The organism is Pantoea sp. Sc1 (assembly GCF_000255315.1).
Lineage (GTDB): Bacteria > Pseudomonadota > Gammaproteobacteria > Enterobacterales > Enterobacteriaceae > Pantoea > Pantoea anthophila.
Window position 1 is genome coordinate 2,087,727 of the sequence record NZ_AJFP01000001.1, and the last position, 20,958, is coordinate 2,108,684.

Here is a 20,958-nt window from a genome sequence, read left to right on the forward strand (position 1 = left end):
AAACCTGATAACCGGCTTTTAGGGCGGAAATTTTTTTATCGCCCCGTTCAGGGGCGACGGGATGAGATTACTGATCGCGGCGAGGCGGCATCATGCGCAGCAGGGTATTGTCTTTAAGCAGATAGTGATGAAACAGCGCCGCCGCCGCATGCAGCCCGATCAGCCAGTATCCCAGCGGTGCCAGGGTTTCATGCCAGTCGATCAGCATATCCGCCAGGTCAAAATTGGGCTCCGGTGCAACCGGCATGCTGATGCCAAACAGCCACCACTCCCGCCCCTTGAGGTAGCGCGACGACAGGCCGAGGATCGGCAGGGTGATAAACAGGGCATAGATCAGGGTGTGCGTCAGATGAGCCACCGCGGTCTGCCAGCGCGGCGCGGCTGGCGTAATGGGTGGCGTGCGATGACGGGTACGCAGAAACAGGCGGGCGATCATCAGCACCAGAACGGTCGCACCTGCGCTGAAGTGGGTGATGATCATGGCGTACCCCTGCCAGGAGCCGCGCTGTACAAAGCCGCGCAGCTCAATGGTGGCGTAGGCTGTCACGACCAGTAAAAAAGTCAGCCAGTGAAGGGCGATCTGAGAACGCGCAAACTTATCCCGCATCGTGCTTTCCATCAAAAAGAGTCAGGAAGAGTAACATAACGGAAAACGGCGCTGATGCTTAACAAATTAGCGCAGCGGTAAGTAAATTTCACGCCGACACCCTCCGACAGCTTAGCGTGACCCCGGCGTATGTTTCTGGGCGACGCTGAGCGGCGTCTCCGGCAGGTGGCTGGCATTAATCGGGCAGCAGTTCTCACAGCCGATAGCCCCCACGTAATATTTTTTTGCCTGAAGAATGGCGGCATTGACGTGATAAAAACTGCCCAGAAACAGTCGGTTTTCCATGTCGGGAAGATGCGGGCAGCCAGCGGCATGCACCACATGATTATCGTTATATCCCGATTGTTTATTGACGTAGTAGTAGAGAGCCACAGGCGTTCCTTGTTGCCGTGTTAAGAGGCAAAGCAGATGAAATGATTCAATAAAACCGATTATAGCGGGAATTGTGGGGTTTTTTCGCGGGGGATTTTCAGGGAAGAGGATGAGCGACAGTCAGCGTGTGGTGCTGCCAGGCCTGGTGAGGCCATCCGGGCCTGGCAGAAGAGGGAAATCAGAGCTTTTTGCGGTGCAGATGCCAGGCCACCAGCAACGCCAGCAGCAGCAGGGTGCTGATAAACAGCGTGATGCCGTGCCAGCCAAAGTTATGCCAGAACAGACCGCCCAGCGTCCCGGCGACGCTGGAACCCACGTAGTAGCTGAACAGATAAAGCGATGAGGCCTGGCCGCGTGCCCGACGTGCGCGCGGGCCAATCCAGCCACTGGCAACCGCATGGGCGGCAAAGAAACCGGCGGTGAACAGCATCATCCCCGGCAGGATCAGCCAGAGCGAGTTGAACGCCGTGATCAGCAGTCCCAGCAGCATAATGGCGGTCGCACCCAGCATCACCGGTCCCCGTCCCAGCCGGCTGGTCAGCGCACCCGCTTTCGGCGAACTCCACGAGCCGGTGAGATAGACCACCGACAACAACCCGACCACGGCCTGACTCAGATGCCAGGGGGCATCCAGCAGCCGGTAGCCGATGTAGTTAAACAGCGTGACAAAGGCACCCATCAGCAGGAACCCTTCGGCAAACAGCCAGGGCAGGCCGGGATCGCGCCAGTGCAGCCGGAAGTTAATCAGCAGGTTGCGCGGACGCAGCGTGATGGGGCGGAAATGACGTGACGCGGGAAGGATCTTCCAGAACATCAGCGCCGAAGCCAGCGAAAACAGGCCAATTACCGCCACGGCGATCCGCCATGAGAAGAGGTCGGTCAGCACACCGCTCAGCAGACGCCCGCTCATGCCGCCGATAGAGTTTCCGCTGATATAGAGCCCCATAGAGAAGGCGACGACCCGCGCATCCATCTCCTCGCTGAGGTAGGTCATGCCCACCGCCGCCACCCCGCTGAGCGACAGCCCCATCAGCGCCCGCATGATCAGAATGCCGTGCCAGCTGCTCATGGTGGCTGAGATCAGCGTGCAGATGGCGGCCAGCATCAGGGCTGTCACCATCACCGATTTACGGCCGACAGCATCCGAAAGCGGCCCGGTCACCAGCAGGCCCAGTGCCATCAGGCCGGTTGAGATAGAGAGTGACAGGCTGCTGGTCGCCGGTGAGATGCCAAACTGATGCGAGAGCACCGGCAGGATCGGCTGGACACAATAGAGCAGGGCAAAGGTCGCCAGACCGGCGGAGAAGAGCGCCAGCGTCACGCGCATAAACTGCCGCGAACCCCGACGGATATAACCTGACGCAGCCACCGGTTCTGAAGGCACACGACCCGCCTCTTCATTTACCGCGGCGGCCTCTGTTGAGTGACTCACACACTTTCCTTTAAGAGTAAAAAAACCTGTCGTCAGCTTAGGCAGGCATCATTATGATGTCTAATATATTAATAATCTTAAATGAGACGTTTCAGATATGAATATTGAGTTGCGTCACCTGCGCTACTTTATTGCGGTGGCCGAGGAGCTCCATTTCGGGCGCGCGGCCCGGCGGCTGAACATCTCCCAGCCGCCACTCAGTCAGCAGATACTGCAACTGGAGGCAGAAACCGGGGCCCGACTCTTTAACCGGACCAACCGCAGCGTTCAGCTGACCGCTGCCGGACAGCAATTGCTGAACGATGCCCGCGCCATCCTGCTGCAGGTCGAGCAGGCGGCCGACCGGGCAGCCCGGCTGCATCGGGGAGAAGAGGGCGGGCTGCGAATCGGGTTCACCTCCTCGGCGCCTTTTACCGCGGTGGTCTCCGACGCGCTGTTTCGCTTTCGCCAGCGCTGGCCGCAGGTGCATATTCAGATGCAGGAAATTAATACCCGCCAGCAGCTGGCCCCGCTGCATGAGGGGCGGCTCGATCTTGGCGTAATGCGCAACACGCCGCTGCCCGCCGATCTCGCGCATCAGCTGCTGATGAGCGAGCCGCTGTGTGCGGTGGTGCACAAAGCGCATCCGCTGGCCGATGCCGGCGCGATCTCCGTCACCGCGCTGGCCGCCGAACCCTTCGTCTTCTTTGATGCCCAGGGCGGAACCGCGCTCTACAGCGATATCCTGGCGCTGTTGCATCGCTATCAGATCCAGCCCTATATCACGCAGGAAGTGGGAGAAGCGATGACCATTCTGGGGCTGGTGGCAACCGGTCTTGGCGTCTCCATTCTGCCCGCCTCCTTCCGCCGGGCGCAGCTGGCCGATCTGGTCTGGCTGCCGCTGACGGAAGAGGATGCCATTTCAGAGCTGTGGCTGGTCTGGTCAGCCAGCCGCGAAATCACCGCACCGATGGCGAATATGATGGCGCTACTGCGGGAAAACCGGCCCGGAAGCACCCTTTGACAGAGGCCAATATGTGCGATAAATCACATTTCTAATCAAATATTTGACGCTGTTGCCTGATCTGCCTCACCATGGCGCATGTTTATTTAGAAGCGCGAAAATAACCGGGAGCAGGGTTGTGAATCCGGACAGTCAACCTGGCCATATTGACCAGATCAAGCAGACCAATGCAGGTGTCGTATATCAGCTGATTGACCGTTATGGTCCCATTTCGCGTATCGAACTTTCCCGCCGTGCCCAGCTTGCGCCAGCCAGCATCACAAAAATTGTGCGTGAAATGCTGGACGCGCATCTGGTGCAGGAGACGGAGTTTCAGGAACCCGGCAGTCGTGGCCGTCCGGCCATCGGGCTGATTCTGGACACGGAGGCCTGGCACTATCTGGCCATTCGTCTGCATCGCGGTGCCATGACCTTTACGCTACGCGATCTCAGCAGTCAGGCGCTGGCCGAAGAGAGCCTGCCGCTGCCCGATGAATCCGCTCAGCCGCTGCTGACCGCCCTGATTGAACAGGTGGATGCCTTCTTTATCCGTCATCAGAAAAAGCTGGAGCGTCTGACGGCCATCGCCATCACGCTGCCGGGGCTGATTAACGCCGCGTCAGGTGTGGTGCATCGGCTGCCGGGCTATCAGGTGCGCGATATGCCGCTGGGCGATGCGCTGGAGGCGCACACGGGATTACCGGTGTTTGTGCAGCACGATATCTCCGCCTGGACGCTGGCGGAGTCGCTGTTCGGCGCTTCGCGCGGCGCGCAGGATGTGATTCAGATCGTAATCGATGAAACGGTCGGCGCCGGGGTGATCAGCGGCGGCCAGCTGCTGCATAAGCGGGGGCGGGCGCTGGTCGAGATCGGCCATACGCAAATCGATCCTTATGGTCAGCAGTGCTACTGTGGCAATCACGGCTGTCTGGAGACGGTCGCCAGTACCGGCAGTCTGCTGGCGCTGGCGGCGCAGCGTCTGGCGGCCCAGCCCGACAGCCTGCTTAATCGTCAGGAGCTGACGCTGTCATCATTATGTGAGGCCGCCCTGTCGGGCGATCGCCTGGCGCGCGATACCATCGCCAGCGTCGGTCATCACGCAGGCCGGATTCTGGCGATGATGGTTAATATTTTTAATCCACAACATATTCTTATCGGTTCTCCGCTGAATGCGGCGGCAGAGGTGCTGTTTCCGGCGGTGAGCAACACGATTCTGCAGCAGTCCCTGCCTGCCTACAGTGCGGGCATTCAGCTGGCCCCCACCGAATTCAGCGAACCGGGCACACTCGGTGCCGCCGCGCTGATCAAAGACGCTCTCTATAACGGACACCTGTTAGTGAAACTGTTGCAAGGTTAAGCGGGCCTGAACTTGCGCTAACGCAATCTGTTCTCATTCTGGATTCCTTAAAATGCCGTTTCGCAGCAGGGCTAATCACCGATTAGCCGCAACGCTTTGAGAGGAGAAGTGGAGTGAACAGACTATTTGTTACCGGCACCGATACAGCTACAGGCAAAACGGTGGTGTCCCGCGCCCTTTTGCAATGTTTTATTCAGAGCAACGTCAGTGCCGTCGGCTATAAGCCTGTCGCGCGCTGCGCGGTCAAAACCGCTGATGGCCTGCGTAACAAAGATGCACAGGTTCTGCAAAGCGCTTCATCCATCGACCTGCCTTATGAGGCGATTAATCCGCTGGTGTTTGAGGAGGAGGAGATCTGCACCCACCCCAGCCAGATGATCGACTATTCCCGGCTGACTCAGGGTCTGACACATCTGACGCAGCAGGCCGATCGGGTGGTGGTGGAGGGCACCGGCGGCTGGCGCAGTCTGATGAACGACGGACGTCCGCTCTCGCGCTGGGTCGCAGAACAGCAGCTGCCGGTTGTGCTGGTGGTGGGTATCCAGTCGGGCTGCATCAGTCATGCGCTGCTGACCGCGGAAGCCATCGCGCACGATGGCCTGCCGCTTGTAGGCTGGGTGGCTAACCGCGTCAATCCGGGGCTGGCGCACTACAGTGACATCATTGAGGTGCTGCGTGAAAAGATTGCGGCACCGCTGCTGGGTGAACTTCCTTACCTGCCCCGTCCTGAACAGCGCGATCTGACCTCCTGGATCGATATTTCTCTGCTGGAGCAGCCCGATCTGCACGCTGTGAGTGCAAAGATCGCCTGATACTGAAACAAAACAAGTCATCTGAGCGGGTCGTGAGCCTAAAGTTTCAGGCTCGCGACCCGTTTTCTGTAACTATTTCCGCTTATATTTGAATGACCTGGATTGTTAACCGCGAATCCCCGACGTGATGGCGCAGAAAATGCATTAACTCCGCTAACCACACAGAGCTGGAGCACCACCATGTCGCACTCGCACGAGAAAGGTTTGTTATATGGGCTTGAAGCCCGCATTGGTCCCGTACCGGCATTCTTTGCCGCACTGCAGCATCTGCTTGCCAGCGTCGTCGGCATTATCACTCCGCCGCTGATTATCGGTTCGGTGCTGGGACTGCAGGCCTATATTCCTTATCTGATCAGCATGTCCCTGTTTGTTTCCGGTCTGGGCACCTTTATGCAGGCCCGGCGCTTTTATGGCGTCGGTGCCGGGATGATCTGTCTGCAGGGCACCAGCTTTGCGTTTCTGGGTGTGATCCTGTCGGGTGGGTTAATGATCAAGGGGCGTGGCGGTTCGCCTGAAGAGATTCTGGCGATGCTGTTTGGCTGTAACCTGGTGGCGGCACTGATCCCGGTGCTGATCAGCCGCTGCGTCGGCGCGCTGCGCAAGGTGCTGACGCCGGTCGTCACCGGTAGCGTGATTACGCTGATTGGTATCAGCCTGATCAAAGTGAGCATCACCGACTGGGCGGGTGGCCACAATGCCACGGACTTTGGCGCGCCGGGAAATCTGGCGCTGGGTGCACTGACGCTGCTGGTGATTGTGGCGCTGAACCGCTCGCGTAACCGCTGGGCGCGGCTGGTTGCCGTGGTCGCGGGTATCGCCATCGGTTGTGTGGCGGCGGCGTTAACCGGCCATCTGCAGCTGAAGGCCGCGCCGGAGAGCAGCTGGCTGGTGCTGCCGGCCTTTTTCCGCTTTGGTTTCGCCTTCGACTGGACCATCTTTCTGCCTATCGCGCTGGTATCTGTCATCGCGGTGATTGAAGCGGTGGGCGATCTGACGGCCAACTGTCTGATTTCACAGCAGCCGATCACCGGTAAGCCTTTCCAGCAGCGGCTGCAGGGCGGTATCGTCGCCGATGGCCTGAGCTGCGTGCTGGCCGCGGTTTTCTCGGCCTTTCCCAACACCACCTTCGCGCAGAATAACGGTGTCATCCAGATGACCGGCGTTGCCAGCCGCTACGTGGGGATGCTGCTGGGCATTATGCTGGCGCTGCTGGGGCTCTTTCCGGCGGTTGGCTCCCTGCTGCAGCAGATCCCACCGCCGGTACTGGGCGGCGCGACCGTGGTGATGTTTGGCAGCGTGGTTGCGGCCGGTATCCGGGTGATGACCCAGACACCGCTTGGTCGCCGCGAGATGCTGATCGTCGCGATCGCCTTCGGCATCGGGCTGGGTGTGGAAGCGGTGCCGGACGTGCTGAAGCAGTTCCCGCCGCTGATCGGCAGCCTGTTTGGTCATGCAGTCACTACCGGTGGCATCCTGGCCATTGTGCTGAATCTGGTGCTGCCGGATGAGGCGCGGACGGTGGAAGAGGTTGAGGCGGAGACGCTGACGGAGGGATGATCGGCTGAGAGGCGTCCGCCAGCAGGACGGGTTGCCAGCCTGTGGACCGGCTTGCTGTAAGATCGCACCAGCGCAGGGAACAGGGTCAGATCGGAAAGACGCGAAAGATGTCATCCATGACAGGCTCGGCCCGCGCCATCCCTGGCGCGGGACGCTTTCCTCTTCTGACCCTGTTCCCTTCGCCTTGAGCAACGTTATTGCGGTTTAATTCGGGCCTGTCGGCGGTAACAAAAAAAGGGCCGTGTGGCCCTTTCATCAACAGAGGTGTTTACGTATTCAGACGACGACGCGTGCGGCCTGAACTCAGGTAGTCGGCGATATAATCCTGCGAAATCTCACCGCTGTAGCGACCCTCCTCATCAACAATCGGCATCCAGACCGTGTTGTGTTCATAGAGCTTTGACAGCACCACGCGCAGGTTCTCTTCCGCTTTGCCGGTCACCTTAAAGGTGTGCAGGCGCTCTTCACAGCGGCCGCTGACGTTGCGCGCCTCGCGACGCTTCACAAAGCCCAGCGGTTTGCCATCCTCATCGACCACGGTAATCGAGCGCATATCGTTCTCATCCATGGTGCCAAAGGCTTCCTCCAGCGGCGTAGAACGACGCACGGTAATGGTGGGCTGCTGATCGGTGACGTCGCCCGCCTGCACCAGCAGCAGGCGCTTCAGCGTGCGGTCCTGACCGACAAACGAGCCGACGAAATCGTTCGCCGGTGTGGCCAGCAGCTCATCCGGGCTGGCGCACTGCACGATCTTACCCTGACCAAACACCGCAATCCGGTCGCCGAGCTTCAGCGCCTCATCGATATCGTGACTCACCAGCATCACGGTTTTCTTTAGCTGACGCTGCATATCGAGAAACTCGTTCTGAATGACTTCACGGTTAATCGGGTCAACCGCCCCGAAAGGCTCATCCATCAGCAGCACCGGTGGATCCGCCGCCAGCGCACGAATCACCCCGATGCGCTGCTGCTGACCGCCGGACATCTCTCGCGGATAGCGATGCAGGAATTTAGTCGGGTCCAGCGCCACCATGCTCATCAGCTCGGTCGCGCGCTCGTGACACTGCTTCTTATCCCAGCCCAGCATCCGCGGCACCACGGTAATGTTCTCTTCGATGGTCATGTTCGGGAACAGTCCAATCTGCTGGATCACATAGCCGATGTTGCGACGCAGGGTGGTGGTGTCCTGCGTACTGGTATCTTCGCCATTGATCAGAATCCGGCCACTGGTGGCAGGGATAAGGCGGTTAATCATCTTCAGGGTAGTGGTTTTTCCGCAGCCCGATGGCCCCAGCAGGACGCACATCTCACCGGCTGGCACATGCAGGCTGACGTTATCGACGGCTTTGTTGGTGGTACCGTTTTTCTGGGTAAAGGTTTTCGTCAGGTTTTCCAGCGTGATCATTATCGAATCCCCTTAGGAGTCAGCGCCTGCTGCAAACGGTGCAGCAGCCAGTCAAGAACAATAGCCAGCAGACAGATCATCAGTGCCCCGGCAATTAACATGCGAATATCACTGCCGCTGATGCCATCCAGCAGCAGCTGGCCCAGGCCGCCAGCTCCAATCACGGCGGCAATCGCCATGACGCCGACGTTCATCACCACGGCGGTGCGGATGCCGCCAAAAATGACCGGCAGCGCCATCGGGATCTCCACCCAGCGCAGACGCTGCCAGAAGGTCATACCGATACCACGACCCGCCTCACGCAGACCGCCCGGCAGGTTCTCCAGTGCGGTGTGCGTGTTGCGCACAATCGGCAGCAGAGAATAGAGGAACACAGCGGTGATGGCGGGCAGCGCACCGATGCCCTGACCGATCAGTGAGAAGAGCGGGATCATCAGACCAAACAGCGCAATGGTCGGGATGGTCAGCACCACGGTGGCGATGCCGAGAATCGGGGCCGCCAGCCACCGGACCCGGACAATCAGAATGCCGAGCGGCACGCCAATGACAATCGCCAGTCCGACCGCGACCAGCACCAGCCAGCTGTGCTGCCAGCTCAGGGTCAGCAGGGTATTCCAGTTATCCATGATGTAGTGAAGGGTATCCACATTGCCTCCTTACAGCATGTTTTTGGATTGAAGGAAATCACGCGCCACTTTCTCCGGCGACTGATGATCGATGTCGACCCGCTTATTCAGCTCGGTAATCGCCTCATCGGTGATCTGCGCCGAGAGCTGATTGAGCGCGGTGTCCAGACCCGGATGGCTCGCCAGCACATCCTGACGCACCACAGGCGTCACGTTGTAGCTGGGGAAGAAATGCTTATCATCTTCCAGCACTTTCAGGTCAAATCCTTTTACCCGGCCATCGGTGGTGTAGATCAGACCGGCATCGACAAAGCCGTCGCGAATGGCGTTATAGACCAGGCCGGGGTCCATCTGCCGGATCTGCGGGCGATCCAGCGCCAGGTCGTAGGTTTTCTGCAGCGGCTTCATGCCGTCGCTACGCCCGGAAAACTCCAGGTCCAGCCCGAGTCGCCAGTTATGGTCCGGGTCGGTCTTCCGCACCTGCTCAATCTTTGCGACCAGCTGCGACATCGTGCTGATGCCCTCTTTTTCGGCCCGTTTCCGGGTCATGGCAAAGGCGTAGGTGTTGTTCATCGGTGCCGGGTCAAGCCAGACCAGCCCCAGTTTTGCATCCAGTTTTTTCACCGTCTCATAGGCCTGCTGAGACGACATCGGCTGGCTGATGTGGTTGAAAATAATCAGTGAGGTCCCGGTGTACTCCCAGACCATATCGATCTGCTTGTTCAGCAGCGCGTTACGGCCGATGGTGGTGGCAATATTCCGTTTGGGCACCACCTCAAAGCCTTTCTTCTTCAGCCACAGCACGGTCATGGCGGAGAGAATATGCTGCTCGGTAAAACTCTTGGTCGCCATCACCAGCGGGGCAGCTGCCTGTGCCGTCTGGCTTAGCAGCAGCGTCGCGGTAAGCGCCACCACGCTCTTCTTTATCCAGTGCGTTAGCATTGCAAAGCTCCTTGTGGTCAGACCGCCGCGTGCGGACTCAGTAAGCGGCCCAGTGCAGCCAGCAACATATCCAGCACCAGTGCCACCAGTGCGGTAGCAACAGCGCCCAGGATCAGCGTCGGAAAGTCATTCAGATAGATGCCGGGGAAGATCAGCTCGCCGAAGCTGCTGGCCCCGATCAGGAACGCCAGCGGGGCGGTTCCGACATTGATGGCCGTCGCGATGCGCACGCCGGAGAGGATCACCGGCAGGGCGTTGGGCAACTCCACCCGGCGCAGACGCTGCAGTTTAGTCATACCGATGCCGTTGGCGGCTTCAATCAGTGACGGGGGAACGGCGCTCAGGCCGGAGAAGGTATTGCGGACGATAGGCAGCAGCGAGGCCAGAAACAGGGCTATCAGCGCCGGACGGTCGCCAATCCCGATAATGACCATCGCCAGAGCCAGCACCGCCAGCGGCGGCAGGGTGTTACCGATGTTGAAAATCTGCATCACATACTCGGCCCAGCGGCGGGCAAACGGGCGACTGAGCAGGATGCCGCTGGGAATACCGACCAGCAGGGCGAACAGCATTGACCAGAACACTAAGAAGAGGTGTTGTTGCCCGAGATAAAGCAGGTCGACCTTACGGGCGACCAGCTGATCCCAGCCGAGGCCCCAGATCAGCACCGCAATCACTGCGACCACTGCAAGCAGTGCCAGACCGGCGCGTCGGGCCAGTGAAGCATTTTGCATAGGAGAATCTCCCTGATAACGATCTCAATTGTTATAACAGCGCTAAACAGTCCGACAGATGCAGCAAAAAAGGCCGCCGCACCCAAAACCGAAACTGCGATAAAATGTAGACAAAATGCGTATTTACCTACTCTTTTTCAGTGAACACTGAGAAAGATGCTTTACTGCTATAGCAGCCCTTTACCCGGCAAGCCAGCTTTTCAGCCTTTCTCCGGCGAGTGAGAAACTGGTTAAAATGGTGTTAAGGCCGCGTAGCCACTGGGCTGATGCGTCAATAAAAAAAATTCATCGACTTTTAGTGACACCGTCACAGATGGTGCAGGAAATGCGCACGTTCAGGAAACTGCACGGGCTGATTTTCAGCTAGCCTTGCTGATAAAAAAGGAACCCTATGACTGAAAGCGCACAACTCCGGACCGGACACCGCCACTGGATACTGATTGCCTGCATGCTGGCGATGTTTATGGCGGCTATCGAAGTCACCATCGTGGCCACCGCCATGCCCACCATCATTGCCGACCTCGGCGGTTTTTCGCAGTTTGGCTGGGTCTTCTCCATCTATCTGCTGACGCAGGCGGTCAGCGTGCCGCTCTATGGCCGGCTGGCGGATAAGGTGGGGCGTAAAACCATGTTTTTTACCGGCACCTCCCTTTTCCTGATCGGATCGGTGCTGTGTGGCTTCGCCCACTCCATGACCTGGCTGATCCTGTTCCGGGCGTTTCAGGGGCTGGGGGCGGGGGCCATCATGCCGATCAGCTCCACCATCGTGGCGGACATCTATTCGCCGCGCGAGCGCGCCAGCGTTCAGGGCTGGCTCTCCAGCGTCTGGGGAGTGGCGGCCATCGTCGGGCCGCTGACCGGAGCCTGGCTGGTGCAGCACTTCAGCTGGTCCGTGATTTTCTGGGTCAATCTGCCGATTGGCCTGATCAGCATGCTGATGCTGGCGCGCTGGTTACCGGCGCATCAGCAGGAGGAGAAATCGGCTCCCCTCAACCTCGCGGGCAGCGGCTGGCTGATGCTCTGCGTCTCCGCGCTGCTGGTGGCGCTGTTGCAGGCGGAGCTGCTCGGATACTGGCTGATCCCTTTTCTGCTCTGTTCACTGCTGGCAGGCTGGCAGCTGAAACGCCACGAGCAGCGGGCCGCGGCACCGCTGTTTCCGCTGGTGATCTGGCGCAGCCGGCTGATCATTGCCGGTAATGCGGGCAACCTGATTATCGGCGCGGCCATGATGGGGATCAGTGCGTTTCTGCCGACCTGGATTCAGGGGATCCGCGGCGGCACGCCGTTACAGGCGGGCAGCGCGCTGGCGATGATGTCGATTGGCTGGCCGCTGGCCAGCACCCTGAGCGGCAGGCTGATGCTGCTGACCTCCTATCGCTTTACTGCCCAGCTCGGCGCGCTGCTGCTGGTCAGCGGCAGCGCCTTACTGCTGCTGCTGCAGCCCGCGAGCTCACTCTATCAGGCGGGCTTTACCGCCTTCCTGATTGGCACCGGCATGGGGATGACCAGCACCACGTTTCTGGTCTCCGTGCAAAACGAGGCGGACTATCAGATTCGCGGTATCTGTACCGCCTCGGTGATGTTCAGCAGGATGATCGGTTCGGCGGTGGGCACGGCGATCATGGGGGCAGTGCTCAATCTCAATCTGCAGTGGCGGCTGCCGCAGGTGGCCGATCCGGTGCAGCAGATTATGTCTGAACCCAGCCGTCAGCAGCTGACGCCACATGCGCTGCAGCAGATGGTGCAGGCGATTGCGGCCTCACTGCACTGGGTGTTTGTGGTGGCGCTGGTGATTGCGCTGTTTGCGCTGGGTGTGGCGTGGATGATGCCGCGTCAGCGGCCGGAACAGACGGAGTAAACGGCAGGGCGACAGACCGTCGCCCTGATTAACACAGGTTTATTGCTGCGCAGGCGCGTCCTGAGAACTGCCGGCACTGGCGGGCACGCTGGCCTCGTCATCCCGGCCGGTGCGCTTGTAGACAATCTTCTGGCTGTCGTTTTCACAATGCCCGACCACCTGACCGCCCGCCTGATCGACCTGATCGTTGGCGACGATGTCGAGAGTGAAGCCCGATTCAGGCACGCCGTTCTGAACAATTTTCTGACTGATGTCGGCTTTTACCGATTCGCAGGAAGCCTGCGCCATCAGCGGCAGCGAGAACAACGCTGCGGTGAACAAAACCCTCTGTAGCTTCATCACGTCTTCCTTATGTTAGTCGTCCGTCATTACTATAGCGCAAATTCAGGGAGTGACCGGGCGGCCTGAGCGGCGGTCCAGACAGCGCAGAGTGTTGGGCTCCCAGTAGGCGTTCAGATTGAGGCTCTGCTCGCACTTGTCGCGGGTGTCGAACGCGCGGTCGGTTTTATCAAACTCTTTTTCTACGCGGCTGTTCACCTTGTTGCGCAGCATCCGCGTGTCATTCCATTGCTCTTTATTCTGGCGAGCCGCTTCGTTACTCAGCGCAGAACTGCCATCTTCGATGATCAGGTGGTTGGTGGTCGCACCCGCCGTGAAGGCGGTACCAGACAGCAGAACCAGAAGCAGAGCAGGGATCATTTTTTTCATCAGACTATCCTTTCGTTATCGCCAACATCGCCATCCGGGACGGCTGTTGCAGCGGGTCCGGGTAGTATATCATCGCCGTTTCTTTGCTCACCAGTGGTGCGTGGTTTGTTTAAGTTCAGGAGAGGTAAGGGTGCTGATTAAAACCGCCTTGCTGTTTTTTATCACCGCCCTGGCGGAGATCACGGGCTGCTTTCTGCCGTGGTTATGGCTGAAAAAAGGCGGCCCGGTCTGGCTGTTACTGCCGGCGGCGGCCAGCCTGGCGCTGTTTGTCTGGCTGCTGACCCTGCATCCAGCCGCCAGCGGCCGGGTTTATGCCGCGTATGGGGGCGTCTATGTGCTCACCGCGCTGCTCTGGCTGCGGGTGGTGGATGGCGTGAAGCTGAGCGTCTGGGACTGGAGTGGCGCACTGATCGCGTTCAGCGGCATGCTGATTATCGTTCTGGGCTGGGGACGTGGCTAGCGCCAGCCGGGAGAGCTGGCGCACAGAGGATTAAGGCTTGTGCACCTTCAGGCCCGCCAGCGTCTGGCTGACCGGCATCATCTCCAGCGTATTGATATTGACGTGCGCTGGCAGTGTGGCCACCCAGTAAACCGCTTCCGTGACATCTTCCGGGGTCAGGGCGGTGGCACCCTCATAGACCTGACCGGCTTTGTCATCATCACCCTTAAAGCGGACGTTAGAGAACTCGGTGCCGCCCACCAGCCCCGGTTCGATATCGGTCACGCGCAGCGCGGTGCCATGCAGATCGGTGCGCAGGTTCAGGCTGAACTGCCGCACAAATGCCTTTGTGGCCCCATAGACGTTGCCGCCGGCATAGGGCCAGCTACCGGCAATCGAGCCGATATTGATGATATGGCCCACGTTACGCTCGACCATCTGCGGCAGCAGGGCGCGGGTCATATAGACCAGGCCTTTCGTGTTGGTATCGATCATGTTTTCCCAGTCTTCCACACTGGCTTTGTGCGCGGGCTCTATGCCCAGCGCCAGACCGGCATTGTTCACCAGGATATCGATAGCGCGCCACGCCGCCGGTAACTGCGCCACAGCCTCTTCAATCGCGGCGCGGTTCCGCACGTCCAGCTGGACGGTGTAGAGATTCTCACCCAGCTCATCTTTCAGCGCTTTTAAGCGTTCGGCGCGGCGTCCGCTGGCGATCACTTTGTGCCCGTTTTTGATAAAGCGGCGGGTAATACTTTCACCAAAACCGGCCGTCGCACCGGTGACAAAAATAATCATCTCACTGTTCCTTATGCCATTTTCAACGTCGATGGCTTCACCATAGCATGCCATTTCGGCTTCTGCGCGCAGAAAAACGGGCAGGGGGGGAAACCCCTTTTTACGGGCAACGCCCTGCGCCTTTTCGGGGCGCACTGCACCGTTAAGGGGCAGGGCAGCAGCCAGCCTGTGCGTCAGACACGCCGCCAGAATCGGCAATTTAGCTTAGCAACCGATTGCGACATGAAAGCAAACGGTTGCTATGCTTTTCACAGGCTTTTTTGTTGCGCAACAGGCGCGAGTTTATCTAAGAATTTGATATATATAGATTTTAAAGCAGAGTAAATCTGGCACGCAGGTTGCAAAGAGTTAAACAGAGAGTTAACTGCACCACCTAATCGCGCTTTCAGAAAGGAAACAGCATGCACCCAGCAACCGACACGGCGATACGCGCCAGCTTCTTTGACTTCACCGGCGTGGTGGATCATCCCGACGATCTGGCGACGCAGGCCCGCTATCTGGAGGATGGCGTGTTGCTGCTGCGTGACGGACGTGTGGCCGGTCTGGAGAGCTGGGAAACGGCTGAGGCGAAGCTGGCGGGTCTGCCGGTCACTGACCTGCGCGGCCGGCTGATCGTGCCGGGCTTTGTGGACACCCACATACACTATCCGCAGACGGAGATGATCGGCGCCTTTGGCGAACAGCTGCTGGAGTGGCTGAATCACTACACGTTCCCGGTGGAGGCGCAGTATCACTGCCCGGATCATGCCGCCCGGATGTCCGCCTTTTTCCTGCATCAGCTGCTCTCCAATGGCACCACCAGCGCGCTGGTCTTTGGTACCGTGCACCCGCAGTCGGTCGAGGCGCTGTTCAGCGCCGCCGAAGCGCTGAACATGCGGCTGATTGCCGGGAAAGTGATGATGGATCGCAATGCGCCCGACAACCTTATGGAAACCCCGGAACAGAGCTATCAGCAGACCCGGGCACTGATTGAACGCTGGCATCAGCGTGGCCGGCTGAGCTATGCGCTGACGCCGCGTTTTGCCCCGACCTCCTCCCCGCAGCTGCTGGAAAAAGTGCAGCAGCTGCGTCAGGAGTTTCCCGACACCTGGCTGCACACTCATCTCAGCGAAAACCCGCAGGAGGTGGCCTGGGTTAAAGCACTCTTTCCGGAACGCGATGGCTATCTGGATGTGTACCACCATCATCAGCTCACCGGCCGCCGCAGCGTGTTTGCCCACTGCCTGCATCTGGAAGAGAAGGAGTGGCAGTGTCTGCACGACACCGACTCCTCAATTGCCTTCTGTCCCACCTCTAACCTGTTCCTCGGCAGCGGCCTGTTTAATCTGAAACGCAGCTGGCAGCAGGGCGTAAAGGTGGGGGTGGGCACCGATGTCGGCGCGGGCACCACCTTTAACATGCTGCAGACCCTGGGCGAAGCCTATAAGGTGGGCCAGTTGCAGCACTACCGGCTCAGCGCCGCCGAAGCCTTTTATCACGCGACGCTGGGCGGGGCGCGGGCACTCGATCTCGACCACGCCATCGGGAATTTCAACACCGGCAAAGAGGCGGATTTTGTGGTGCTCGATCCGGCGGTTTCTGCCCTGCAGCAGCTGCGTATCGGCAACAGCAAAGATATCTGGGAAAAACTTTTTGTCTTAATGACGCTGGGCGACGACCGCAATATTGCCCAGACCTGGGTGGCCGGTCGCCCGGTCTGGCAGCGTGACGCACAGGAGCAAGCCGCATGATCCAGTTTCTGCTCAATAACCAGCTGGTCAGCGAAACCGCGCTCGACCCCAATCTCACTATCCTTAACTATCTGCGAACCCGCCAGCAGCGGCCCGGCACCAAAGAGGGCTGCGCCTCAGGCGACTGTGGCGCCTGCAGCGTCACCCTGGGCAAAGCGGTGGATGGCAGGATGCAGTATGAAACGGTCAACAGCTGCCTGACCCTGGTCTCCACGCTGCAGGGTAAACAGCTGATCACGGTTGAAGATTTACGTCACGGGCGGGCGCTGCATCCGGCGCAGCAGGCGATGGTTGACTGCCACGGCTCGCAGTGCGGCTTCTGCACGCCGGGCTTTGTGATGTCGCTGTTCACGCTGCAAAAAAATGCCACGGGCTGGGATCGTCATCAGGCGGAAACCGCGCTGGCGGGTAATCTCTGCCGCTGCACCGGCTACCGGCCCATCATGGCGGCCGCCGAGCAGCTCTGTTCGCAGCCGGTGACGGATCAGTTTGATCACAGCGCCGCGAGTACCGTGCAGCGTCTTGAAGCGCTGGCGACCCCGGAGATGCAGGAGACGGGCGCAGCGGGGCGGCGCTGCTTCCTGCCCAAAACCCCGGCGCAGCTGGCGGAGATCTATCTGGCGCATCCCGAAGCGGTACTGATTGCCGGAGGCACCGATCTCAGCCTGCAGATCACCCAGCAGCATAAAAGGCTGCCGCTGCTCATCGCCCTGGAGCAGGTTGCCGCGCTCAAGGTCTGCAGTGAATTTGATGACCATTATCTGCTGGGTGCAGGCGCGTCGCTGCAACAGGTCAGCGATTTTCTGGCCAGCCGCATCCCTGGCGTAAGCGAGATGCTGCAACGCTTTGCCTCCCTGCAAATCCGTCTGCAGGGCACGCTGGGCGGTAATATCGGCAACGCCTCTCCAATCGGAGACGCGTCGCCCATGCTGCTGGCGCTGAACGCCAGCCTGATACTGCAACGCGGCGAGCAGCAGCGCTGCCTGCCGCTGAACGACTTTTTTACCGGCTACCGGCAGACCCGGCTGGAAAAAAGCGAGTTTATCCGCGCGATTCGTATCGATAAGGTGACGGTGTCACCTGACTTTGTCGCCTGGAAAGTCTCCAAACGGCTGGATGACGATATCTCAGCGGTCTTTGCCGCCTTTAACCTGCACACCGAACAGGGCATCGTGACCGACGCCCGCGTCGCCTTTGGCGGCATGGCGGCCACGCCGCAGCGGGCGCACCACTGTGAACAGGCGTTGATCGGTCAGCCCCTCAATGCCGTGACGGTGTCACGTGCAGCGGCCGCACTGGCCGACGATTTCCAGCCGCTCTCCGATTTTCGTGCCAGCAGCGCCTATCGGCTGCAGGTGGCGCGTAACCTGCTGCGCCGCTTTCTTCATCGCTATAACGGCGAAATAACCTGTACCGAGGTGACCCGCTATGTCTCATAACCGTCCTGAACTCAACGAAGCGGTAATCAAGGCGCAGTATGCCGCCGATCTGCAGAGCGGCGTGGGCCGCAGTAACCGCCATGAAAGCGCAGAAAAACATGTCTCCGGGGAAGCGCGCTTCATCGACGACAAGCCGGAGCTGCCGGGTCTGCTGCATCTCTGTCCGCGCCTGAGCGAGCATGCGCATGCGCGGATTGTGCGCATTGACGTGCAGCCCTGCTACGCCGTGCCGGGCGTGGTCAGCGTGTTAACCTGGCAGGACGTTCCCGGTATCAATGATGTCGGGCCGCTGGAGCCGGGCGACCCGCTGCTGGCGCATGACAAAGTCGACTATCTGGGGCAGATCGTCCTCGCCGTCGCGGCGGAGTCGCCGGAGGCGGCCCGTCTCGGTGCCGCCGCCGCAGTGATTGACTATGAGGTGCTGGAACCGCTGCTGGATGTGGAGCAGGCGCTGGCGCAGCGCAGTTTCGTTCAGGAACCGCACGTGCATCAGCGCGGTGATGTGGAAGCGGCACTGGCACGCGCGCCGCATCGGGTCAGCGGCGCGTTTCACATCGGCGGACAGGAGCATTTTTACCTGGAAACCCAGACGGCGATGGTGATCCCCGGCGAAGATCACCAGCTGCAGGTCTTCTCCTCAACGCAGAACCCCACCGAAGTGCAGAAGCTGGTGGCAGAGGTGATGGGCATCAGCCTGAATCAGGTGACCATTGATATGCGGCGTATGGGCGGCGGCTTTGGCGGCAAAGAGACGCAGGCGGCCGGTGTGGCCTGCCTCTGCGCCATTGTCGCCCGTCAGACCGGGCGGGCGGCGAAGATGCGACTCTCCCGTCGCGACGACATGCGTGTCACCGGCAAACGTCACCCCTTCTTTGTGCGTTATGAGGCGGGCGTGGAGGAGGATGGCCGGCTGTGCGGTATCAAAATCGATCTGGCGGGAAACTGCGGTTATTCACTGGATCTCAGCGGATCGATTGTCGATCGTGCTATGTTTCATGCCGATAACGCCTATTACCTTGGCGATGCGCGGATCACCGGCTATCGCTGCCGCACCAATACCGCCTCTAACACCGCCTATCGCGGGTTTGGCGGGCCGCAGGGAATGGTGGCCATCGAGCAGATTATGGATCACATCGCGCGGGAACGCGGGCTGGACCCGCTGGAACTGCGCAAGCGTAACTACTATGGCAAGCAGGAGCGCAACATCACTCATTACCACCAGCAGGTAGAGGATAATCTGCTGGATGAGATCACGGCGCAGCTGGAGGCCAGCAGCGACTATCAGGCGCGCCGGGCGGAGATCAGCGCCTTCAACGCCCGCAGCCCGCTGCTGAAGCGCGGACTGGCGCTGACGCCGGTGAAATTCGGCATCTCCTTTACCTCCAGCTTTCTCAATCAGGCAGGTGCCCTGATCCTGATTTACACCGACGGCACGGTGCAGCTAAATCACGGCGGCACCGAGATGGGCCAGGGACTGAACACCAAAGTGATCCAGATTGTCGCCGAGGTGCTGCAGATTGAAGTCGATAAGATCCAGATCACCGCCACCGACACCGGTAAAGTGCCTAACACCTCGCCAACCGCGGCCTCCAGCGGCGCGGATCTCAACGGCAAAGCGGCGCAGAATGCCGCCGAGATCCTGCGTGACAGAATGACGGAGATGCTCTGCAGGCTGCATGAGTGTGATGCCAGCGCGGTGAGTTTCCGCAACGGCGTGGTGCGCGCCGGCGAGAAGCATTACACCTTCGCCGAGGTGGCAAAGCTGGCATGGCTGAATCAGGTGCCGCTCTCCGCCACCGGCTACTACCGCGTGCCGGGGATTCATTACGACCGGCTGGCGGGGCGCGGCAAGCCGTTCTACTACTTCGCCTACGGTGCCGCCTGCTGCGAGGTGGTGATCGACACCTTAACCGGCGAATCGCGCCTGCTGCGTGCCGACATCCTGCATGATGTCGGGGCCTCGCTGAATCCGGCCATCGATATCGGTCAGGTGGAAGGGGGATTTGTGCAGGGCGTGGGCTGGCTCACCTGTGAAGAGCTGGTCTGGAACGACAAAGGTCAGCTGCTGACCGATGGACCGGCGAGCTACAAAATTCCGGCCATCAGTGATGTGCCGGCCGATCTCAGGGTCACGCTGGTGGAGAACCGCAGGAATCCAAAGGATACGGTGTTCCACTCCAAGGCCGTGGGTGAGCCGCCGTTTATGCTGGGCATTGCCGCCTGGTGTGCGCTGCAGGATGCGGTTGCCAGCGTCGCCGACTACCGGCAGCACCCTCATCTGGATGCCCCTGCCACGCCGGAGCGGATCTTCTGGGGCGTGCAGCGTCTGGCAGGAGCAGAACATGATTTACCATGACTGGATAGGCGTCCTGCATCAGCTGCGGGAGAAGCGGCAGAGCTGCGTCCTGGTCACCGTGCTCAGCGAGCACGGTTCGGTGCCGCGTGACAGCGGCAGCAAAATGGTGGTGACGCAGCAGGAGAGCTTCCTCACCATTGGCGGCGGTCATCTGGAGTTTCAGTGCATCGCCCAGGCCAGGGCGATGCTGCAGAGCGGGGCAGGCGCGCCCCACACCGAGGAGTACAGCCTGGGCGCACGACTGGGCCAGTGCTGCGGCGGCAAAACCACACTGTTGTTTGAGCCTCTGCTGCAGGCGCAGCCGGAAATCTATCTGTTCGGCGCCGGGCATGTCGGCCAGGCGCTGGTGAACCTGCTCTCTACGTTACCCTGTCACATCAACTGGATCGACAGTCGTCCCGGTCAGTTCGGCCACGTGCCTGCCGGTGTGGTGACGCGGCAGCCTGAGGAGCCGATCGAGTGCGTGGCGGAGGCTCCCGCCGGGAGCTACTTCATTATCATGACCCACCACCATCCGCTCGATTTTGCGCTGTGCGAAGCGGTGCTGAAACGCAACGACTTTGCCTATGCCGGGGTGATCGGTTCAGAAACGAAAAACCAGCGTTTTCGCTACCGGCTCGCTGGCCGTGGCGTTGGCACGGAACCGCTGGCGCGGCTGCGCTGTCCGATCGGTCTGCCTGACGTCAAAGGCAAGCTGCCCGCCGAAATCGCCGTGGCGATTGCAGGTGAAATAATCAGCGTCTATCAGCAGCGCATCGCCTGAGTTGTCGCCTCAGCCGCAACCTGTCAGGATAGGCCTTTGCG

General features: G+C 60.0%; 20 protein-coding genes. 10 read left to right on the plus strand and 10 right to left on the minus strand.

The genetic code is table 11. The features are described 5' to 3' along the window. Positions 1-67: 67 nt before the first annotated feature. The 3 genes from cybB to S7A_RS09655 form a co-directional block, all read right to left on the minus strand. A complete protein-coding gene (gene cybB, locus S7A_RS09645; RefSeq protein WP_009090128.1) occupies positions 68-607 on the minus strand; it encodes a cytochrome b561 in 540 nt (179 codons plus the stop codon). 111 nt (positions 608-718) lie between these two features. After that, a complete protein-coding gene (locus S7A_RS09650) occupies positions 719-979 on the minus strand; it encodes a hypothetical protein (RefSeq protein WP_009090129.1) in 261 nt (86 codons plus the stop codon). A gap of 178 nt (positions 980-1,157) precedes the next feature. Continuing rightward, positions 1,158-2,306 carry an MFS transporter gene (locus S7A_RS09655; protein ID WP_244319730.1) on the minus strand — a complete coding sequence of 383 codons (1,149 nt, stop codon included), beginning with the start codon at positions 2,304-2,306 and terminating at the stop codon, positions 1,158-1,160. A gap of 202 nt (positions 2,307-2,508) precedes the next feature. On the opposite strand from S7A_RS09655, the gene S7A_RS09660 reads away from it, so the two are divergent. The 4 genes from S7A_RS09660 to S7A_RS09675 all read left to right on the plus strand — a co-directional run bounded on the left by S7A_RS09660 (position 2,509) and on the right by S7A_RS09675 (position 7,119). Continuing rightward, on the plus strand, positions 2,509-3,414 hold the full coding sequence (locus S7A_RS09660; RefSeq protein WP_009090131.1) for a LysR family transcriptional regulator: 906 nt from the start codon (positions 2,509-2,511) through the stop codon (positions 3,412-3,414). Positions 3,415-3,532: 118 nt separating this feature from the next. Continuing rightward, positions 3,533-4,750, plus strand: coding sequence for an ROK family protein (locus S7A_RS09665; RefSeq protein WP_009090132.1), 1,218 nt, complete (start codon positions 3,533-3,535; stop codon positions 4,748-4,750). Positions 4,751-4,863: 113 nt separating this feature from the next. Next, on the plus strand, positions 4,864-5,562 hold the full coding sequence (bioD, locus tag S7A_RS09670) for a dethiobiotin synthase (RefSeq protein WP_009090134.1): 699 nt from the start codon (positions 4,864-4,866) through the stop codon (positions 5,560-5,562). A 180-nt stretch (positions 5,563-5,742) separates the two neighbouring features. Further along, on the plus strand, positions 5,743-7,119 hold the full coding sequence (locus S7A_RS09675; protein WP_009090135.1) for a uracil-xanthine permease family protein: 1,377 nt from the start codon (positions 5,743-5,745) through the stop codon (positions 7,117-7,119). A gap of 268 nt (positions 7,120-7,387) precedes the next feature. Here S7A_RS09675 and osmV read toward each other — a convergent pair whose 3' ends face one another. Genes osmV through S7A_RS09695 form a run of 4 tightly spaced genes read right to left on the minus strand, consistent with a single transcriptional unit; the run spans position 7,388 to position 10,826 of the window. Beyond that, on the minus strand, positions 7,388-8,524 hold the full coding sequence (gene osmV / locus S7A_RS09680) for an osmoprotectant ABC transporter ATP-binding protein OsmV (protein ID WP_009090137.1): 1,137 nt from the start codon (positions 8,522-8,524) through the stop codon (positions 7,388-7,390). Next, complete coding sequence (gene osmW / locus S7A_RS09685) at positions 8,524-9,171, minus strand: osmoprotectant ABC transporter permease OsmW (RefSeq protein WP_009090139.1); 648 nt, start codon at positions 9,169-9,171, stop codon at positions 8,524-8,526. Before osmW ends, osmV begins: the two co-directional genes overlap by 1 nt. A 9-nt stretch (positions 9,172-9,180) precedes the next feature. Next, positions 9,181-10,092: a glycine betaine ABC transporter substrate-binding protein gene (locus S7A_RS09690; protein ID WP_009090141.1), complete on the minus strand. Its 912-nt coding sequence runs from the start codon at positions 10,090-10,092 to the stop codon at positions 9,181-9,183. A 17-nt stretch (positions 10,093-10,109) separates the two neighbouring features. Beyond that, positions 10,110-10,826, minus strand: a complete 717-nt coding sequence (locus tag S7A_RS09695; RefSeq protein ID WP_009090143.1) for an ABC transporter permease — start codon at positions 10,824-10,826, stop codon at positions 10,110-10,112. A gap of 391 nt (positions 10,827-11,217) precedes the next feature. On the opposite strand from S7A_RS09695, the gene S7A_RS09700 reads away from it, so the two are divergent. Beyond that, entirely contained in the window at positions 11,218-12,684 is a 1,467-nt protein-coding gene (locus tag S7A_RS09700; protein ID WP_009090145.1) for an MDR family MFS transporter, read from the plus strand. A gap of 39 nt (positions 12,685-12,723) precedes the next feature. On the opposite strand, the gene S7A_RS09705 is transcribed toward S7A_RS09700, so the two are convergent. Continuing rightward, on the minus strand, positions 12,724-13,023 hold the full coding sequence (locus tag S7A_RS09705) for a DUF1161 domain-containing protein (protein ID WP_009090146.1): 300 nt from the start codon (positions 13,021-13,023) through the stop codon (positions 12,724-12,726). 45 nt (positions 13,024-13,068) lie between these two features. Then, the gene (locus S7A_RS09710) at positions 13,069-13,392 is read right to left on the minus strand and encodes a DUF1283 family protein (RefSeq protein ID WP_009090148.1); all 324 of its coding nucleotides are present in this window, start codon (positions 13,390-13,392) and stop codon (positions 13,069-13,071) included. Positions 13,393-13,525: 133 nt separating this feature from the next. Between S7A_RS09710 and S7A_RS09715 the strand changes: the two genes are divergently transcribed. Continuing rightward, positions 13,526-13,852: a YnfA family protein gene (locus S7A_RS09715; RefSeq protein ID WP_033736535.1), complete on the plus strand. Its 327-nt coding sequence runs from the start codon at positions 13,526-13,528 to the stop codon at positions 13,850-13,852. A gap of 30 nt (positions 13,853-13,882) precedes the next feature. Here S7A_RS09715 and ydfG read toward each other — a convergent pair whose 3' ends face one another. After that, entirely contained in the window at positions 13,883-14,629 is a 747-nt protein-coding gene (gene ydfG, locus S7A_RS09720; protein WP_009090152.1) for a bifunctional NADP-dependent 3-hydroxy acid dehydrogenase/3-hydroxypropionate dehydrogenase YdfG, read from the minus strand. Positions 14,630-15,030: 401 nt separating this feature from the next. Here ydfG and guaD point away from each other — a divergent pair, with 401 nt between their 5' ends. From guaD to xdhC, 4 genes are read left to right on the plus strand one after another with little or no spacing between them, the layout of a single operon-like run. Further along, positions 15,031-16,359, plus strand: a complete 1,329-nt coding sequence (guaD, locus tag S7A_RS09725; RefSeq protein WP_009090154.1) for a guanine deaminase — start codon at positions 15,031-15,033, stop codon at positions 16,357-16,359. After that, a complete protein-coding gene (gene xdhA / locus S7A_RS09730) occupies positions 16,356-17,798 on the plus strand; it encodes a xanthine dehydrogenase small subunit (protein ID WP_009090156.1) in 1,443 nt (480 codons plus the stop codon). The genes guaD and xdhA overlap by 4 nt, the downstream gene beginning before the upstream one ends. Next, the gene (xdhB, locus tag S7A_RS09735; protein WP_009090158.1) at positions 17,788-20,154 is read left to right on the plus strand and encodes a xanthine dehydrogenase molybdopterin binding subunit; all 2,367 of its coding nucleotides are present in this window, start codon (positions 17,788-17,790) and stop codon (positions 20,152-20,154) included. The genes xdhA and xdhB overlap by 11 nt, the downstream gene beginning before the upstream one ends. After that, on the plus strand, positions 20,141-20,917 hold the full coding sequence (gene xdhC / locus S7A_RS09740; protein WP_009090160.1) for a xanthine dehydrogenase accessory protein XdhC: 777 nt from the start codon (positions 20,141-20,143) through the stop codon (positions 20,915-20,917). The genes xdhB and xdhC overlap by 14 nt, the downstream gene beginning before the upstream one ends. Positions 20,918-20,958 lie beyond the last annotated feature (41 nt).

Excerpts from the sequence above, each read along its gene's own strand:
- ydfG (WP_009090152.1), bottom strand. The coding sequence starts at position 14,629 with ATGATTATTTTTGTCACCGGTGCGACGGCCGGTTTTGGTGAAAGTATT.
- S7A_RS09695 (WP_009090143.1), bottom strand. The coding sequence starts at position 10,826 with ATGCAAAATGCTTCACTGGCCCGACGCGCCGGTCTGGCACTGCTTGCA.
- S7A_RS09655 (WP_244319730.1), bottom strand. The coding sequence starts at position 2,306 with ATGCGCGTGACGCTGGCGCTCTTCTCCGCCGGTCTGGCGACCTTTGCC.
- S7A_RS09710 (WP_009090148.1), bottom strand. The coding sequence starts at position 13,392 with ATGAAAAAAATGATCCCTGCTCTGCTTCTGGTTCTGCTGTCTGGTACC.
- osmV (WP_009090137.1), bottom strand. The coding sequence starts at position 8,524 with ATGATCACGCTGGAAAACCTGACGAAAACCTTTACCCAGAAAAACGGT.
- guaD (WP_009090154.1), top strand. The coding sequence starts at position 15,031 with ATGCACCCAGCAACCGACACGGCGATACGCGCCAGCTTCTTTGACTTC.
- xdhA (WP_009090156.1), top strand. The coding sequence starts at position 16,356 with ATGATCCAGTTTCTGCTCAATAACCAGCTGGTCAGCGAAACCGCGCTC.
- S7A_RS09690 (WP_009090141.1), bottom strand. The coding sequence starts at position 10,092 with ATGCTAACGCACTGGATAAAGAAGAGCGTGGTGGCGCTTACCGCGACG.
- xdhC (WP_009090160.1), top strand. The coding sequence starts at position 20,141 with ATGATTTACCATGACTGGATAGGCGTCCTGCATCAGCTGCGGGAGAAG.
- cybB (WP_009090128.1), bottom strand. The coding sequence starts at position 607 with ATGCGGGATAAGTTTGCGCGTTCTCAGATCGCCCTTCACTGGCTGACT.
- S7A_RS09675 (WP_009090135.1), top strand. The coding sequence starts at position 5,743 with ATGTCGCACTCGCACGAGAAAGGTTTGTTATATGGGCTTGAAGCCCGC.
- S7A_RS09700 (WP_009090145.1), top strand. The coding sequence starts at position 11,218 with ATGACTGAAAGCGCACAACTCCGGACCGGACACCGCCACTGGATACTG.
- xdhB (WP_009090158.1), top strand. The coding sequence starts at position 17,788 with ATGTCTCATAACCGTCCTGAACTCAACGAAGCGGTAATCAAGGCGCAG.
- S7A_RS09660 (WP_009090131.1), top strand. The coding sequence starts at position 2,509 with ATGAATATTGAGTTGCGTCACCTGCGCTACTTTATTGCGGTGGCCGAG.
- S7A_RS09705 (WP_009090146.1), bottom strand. The coding sequence starts at position 13,023 with ATGAAGCTACAGAGGGTTTTGTTCACCGCAGCGTTGTTCTCGCTGCCG.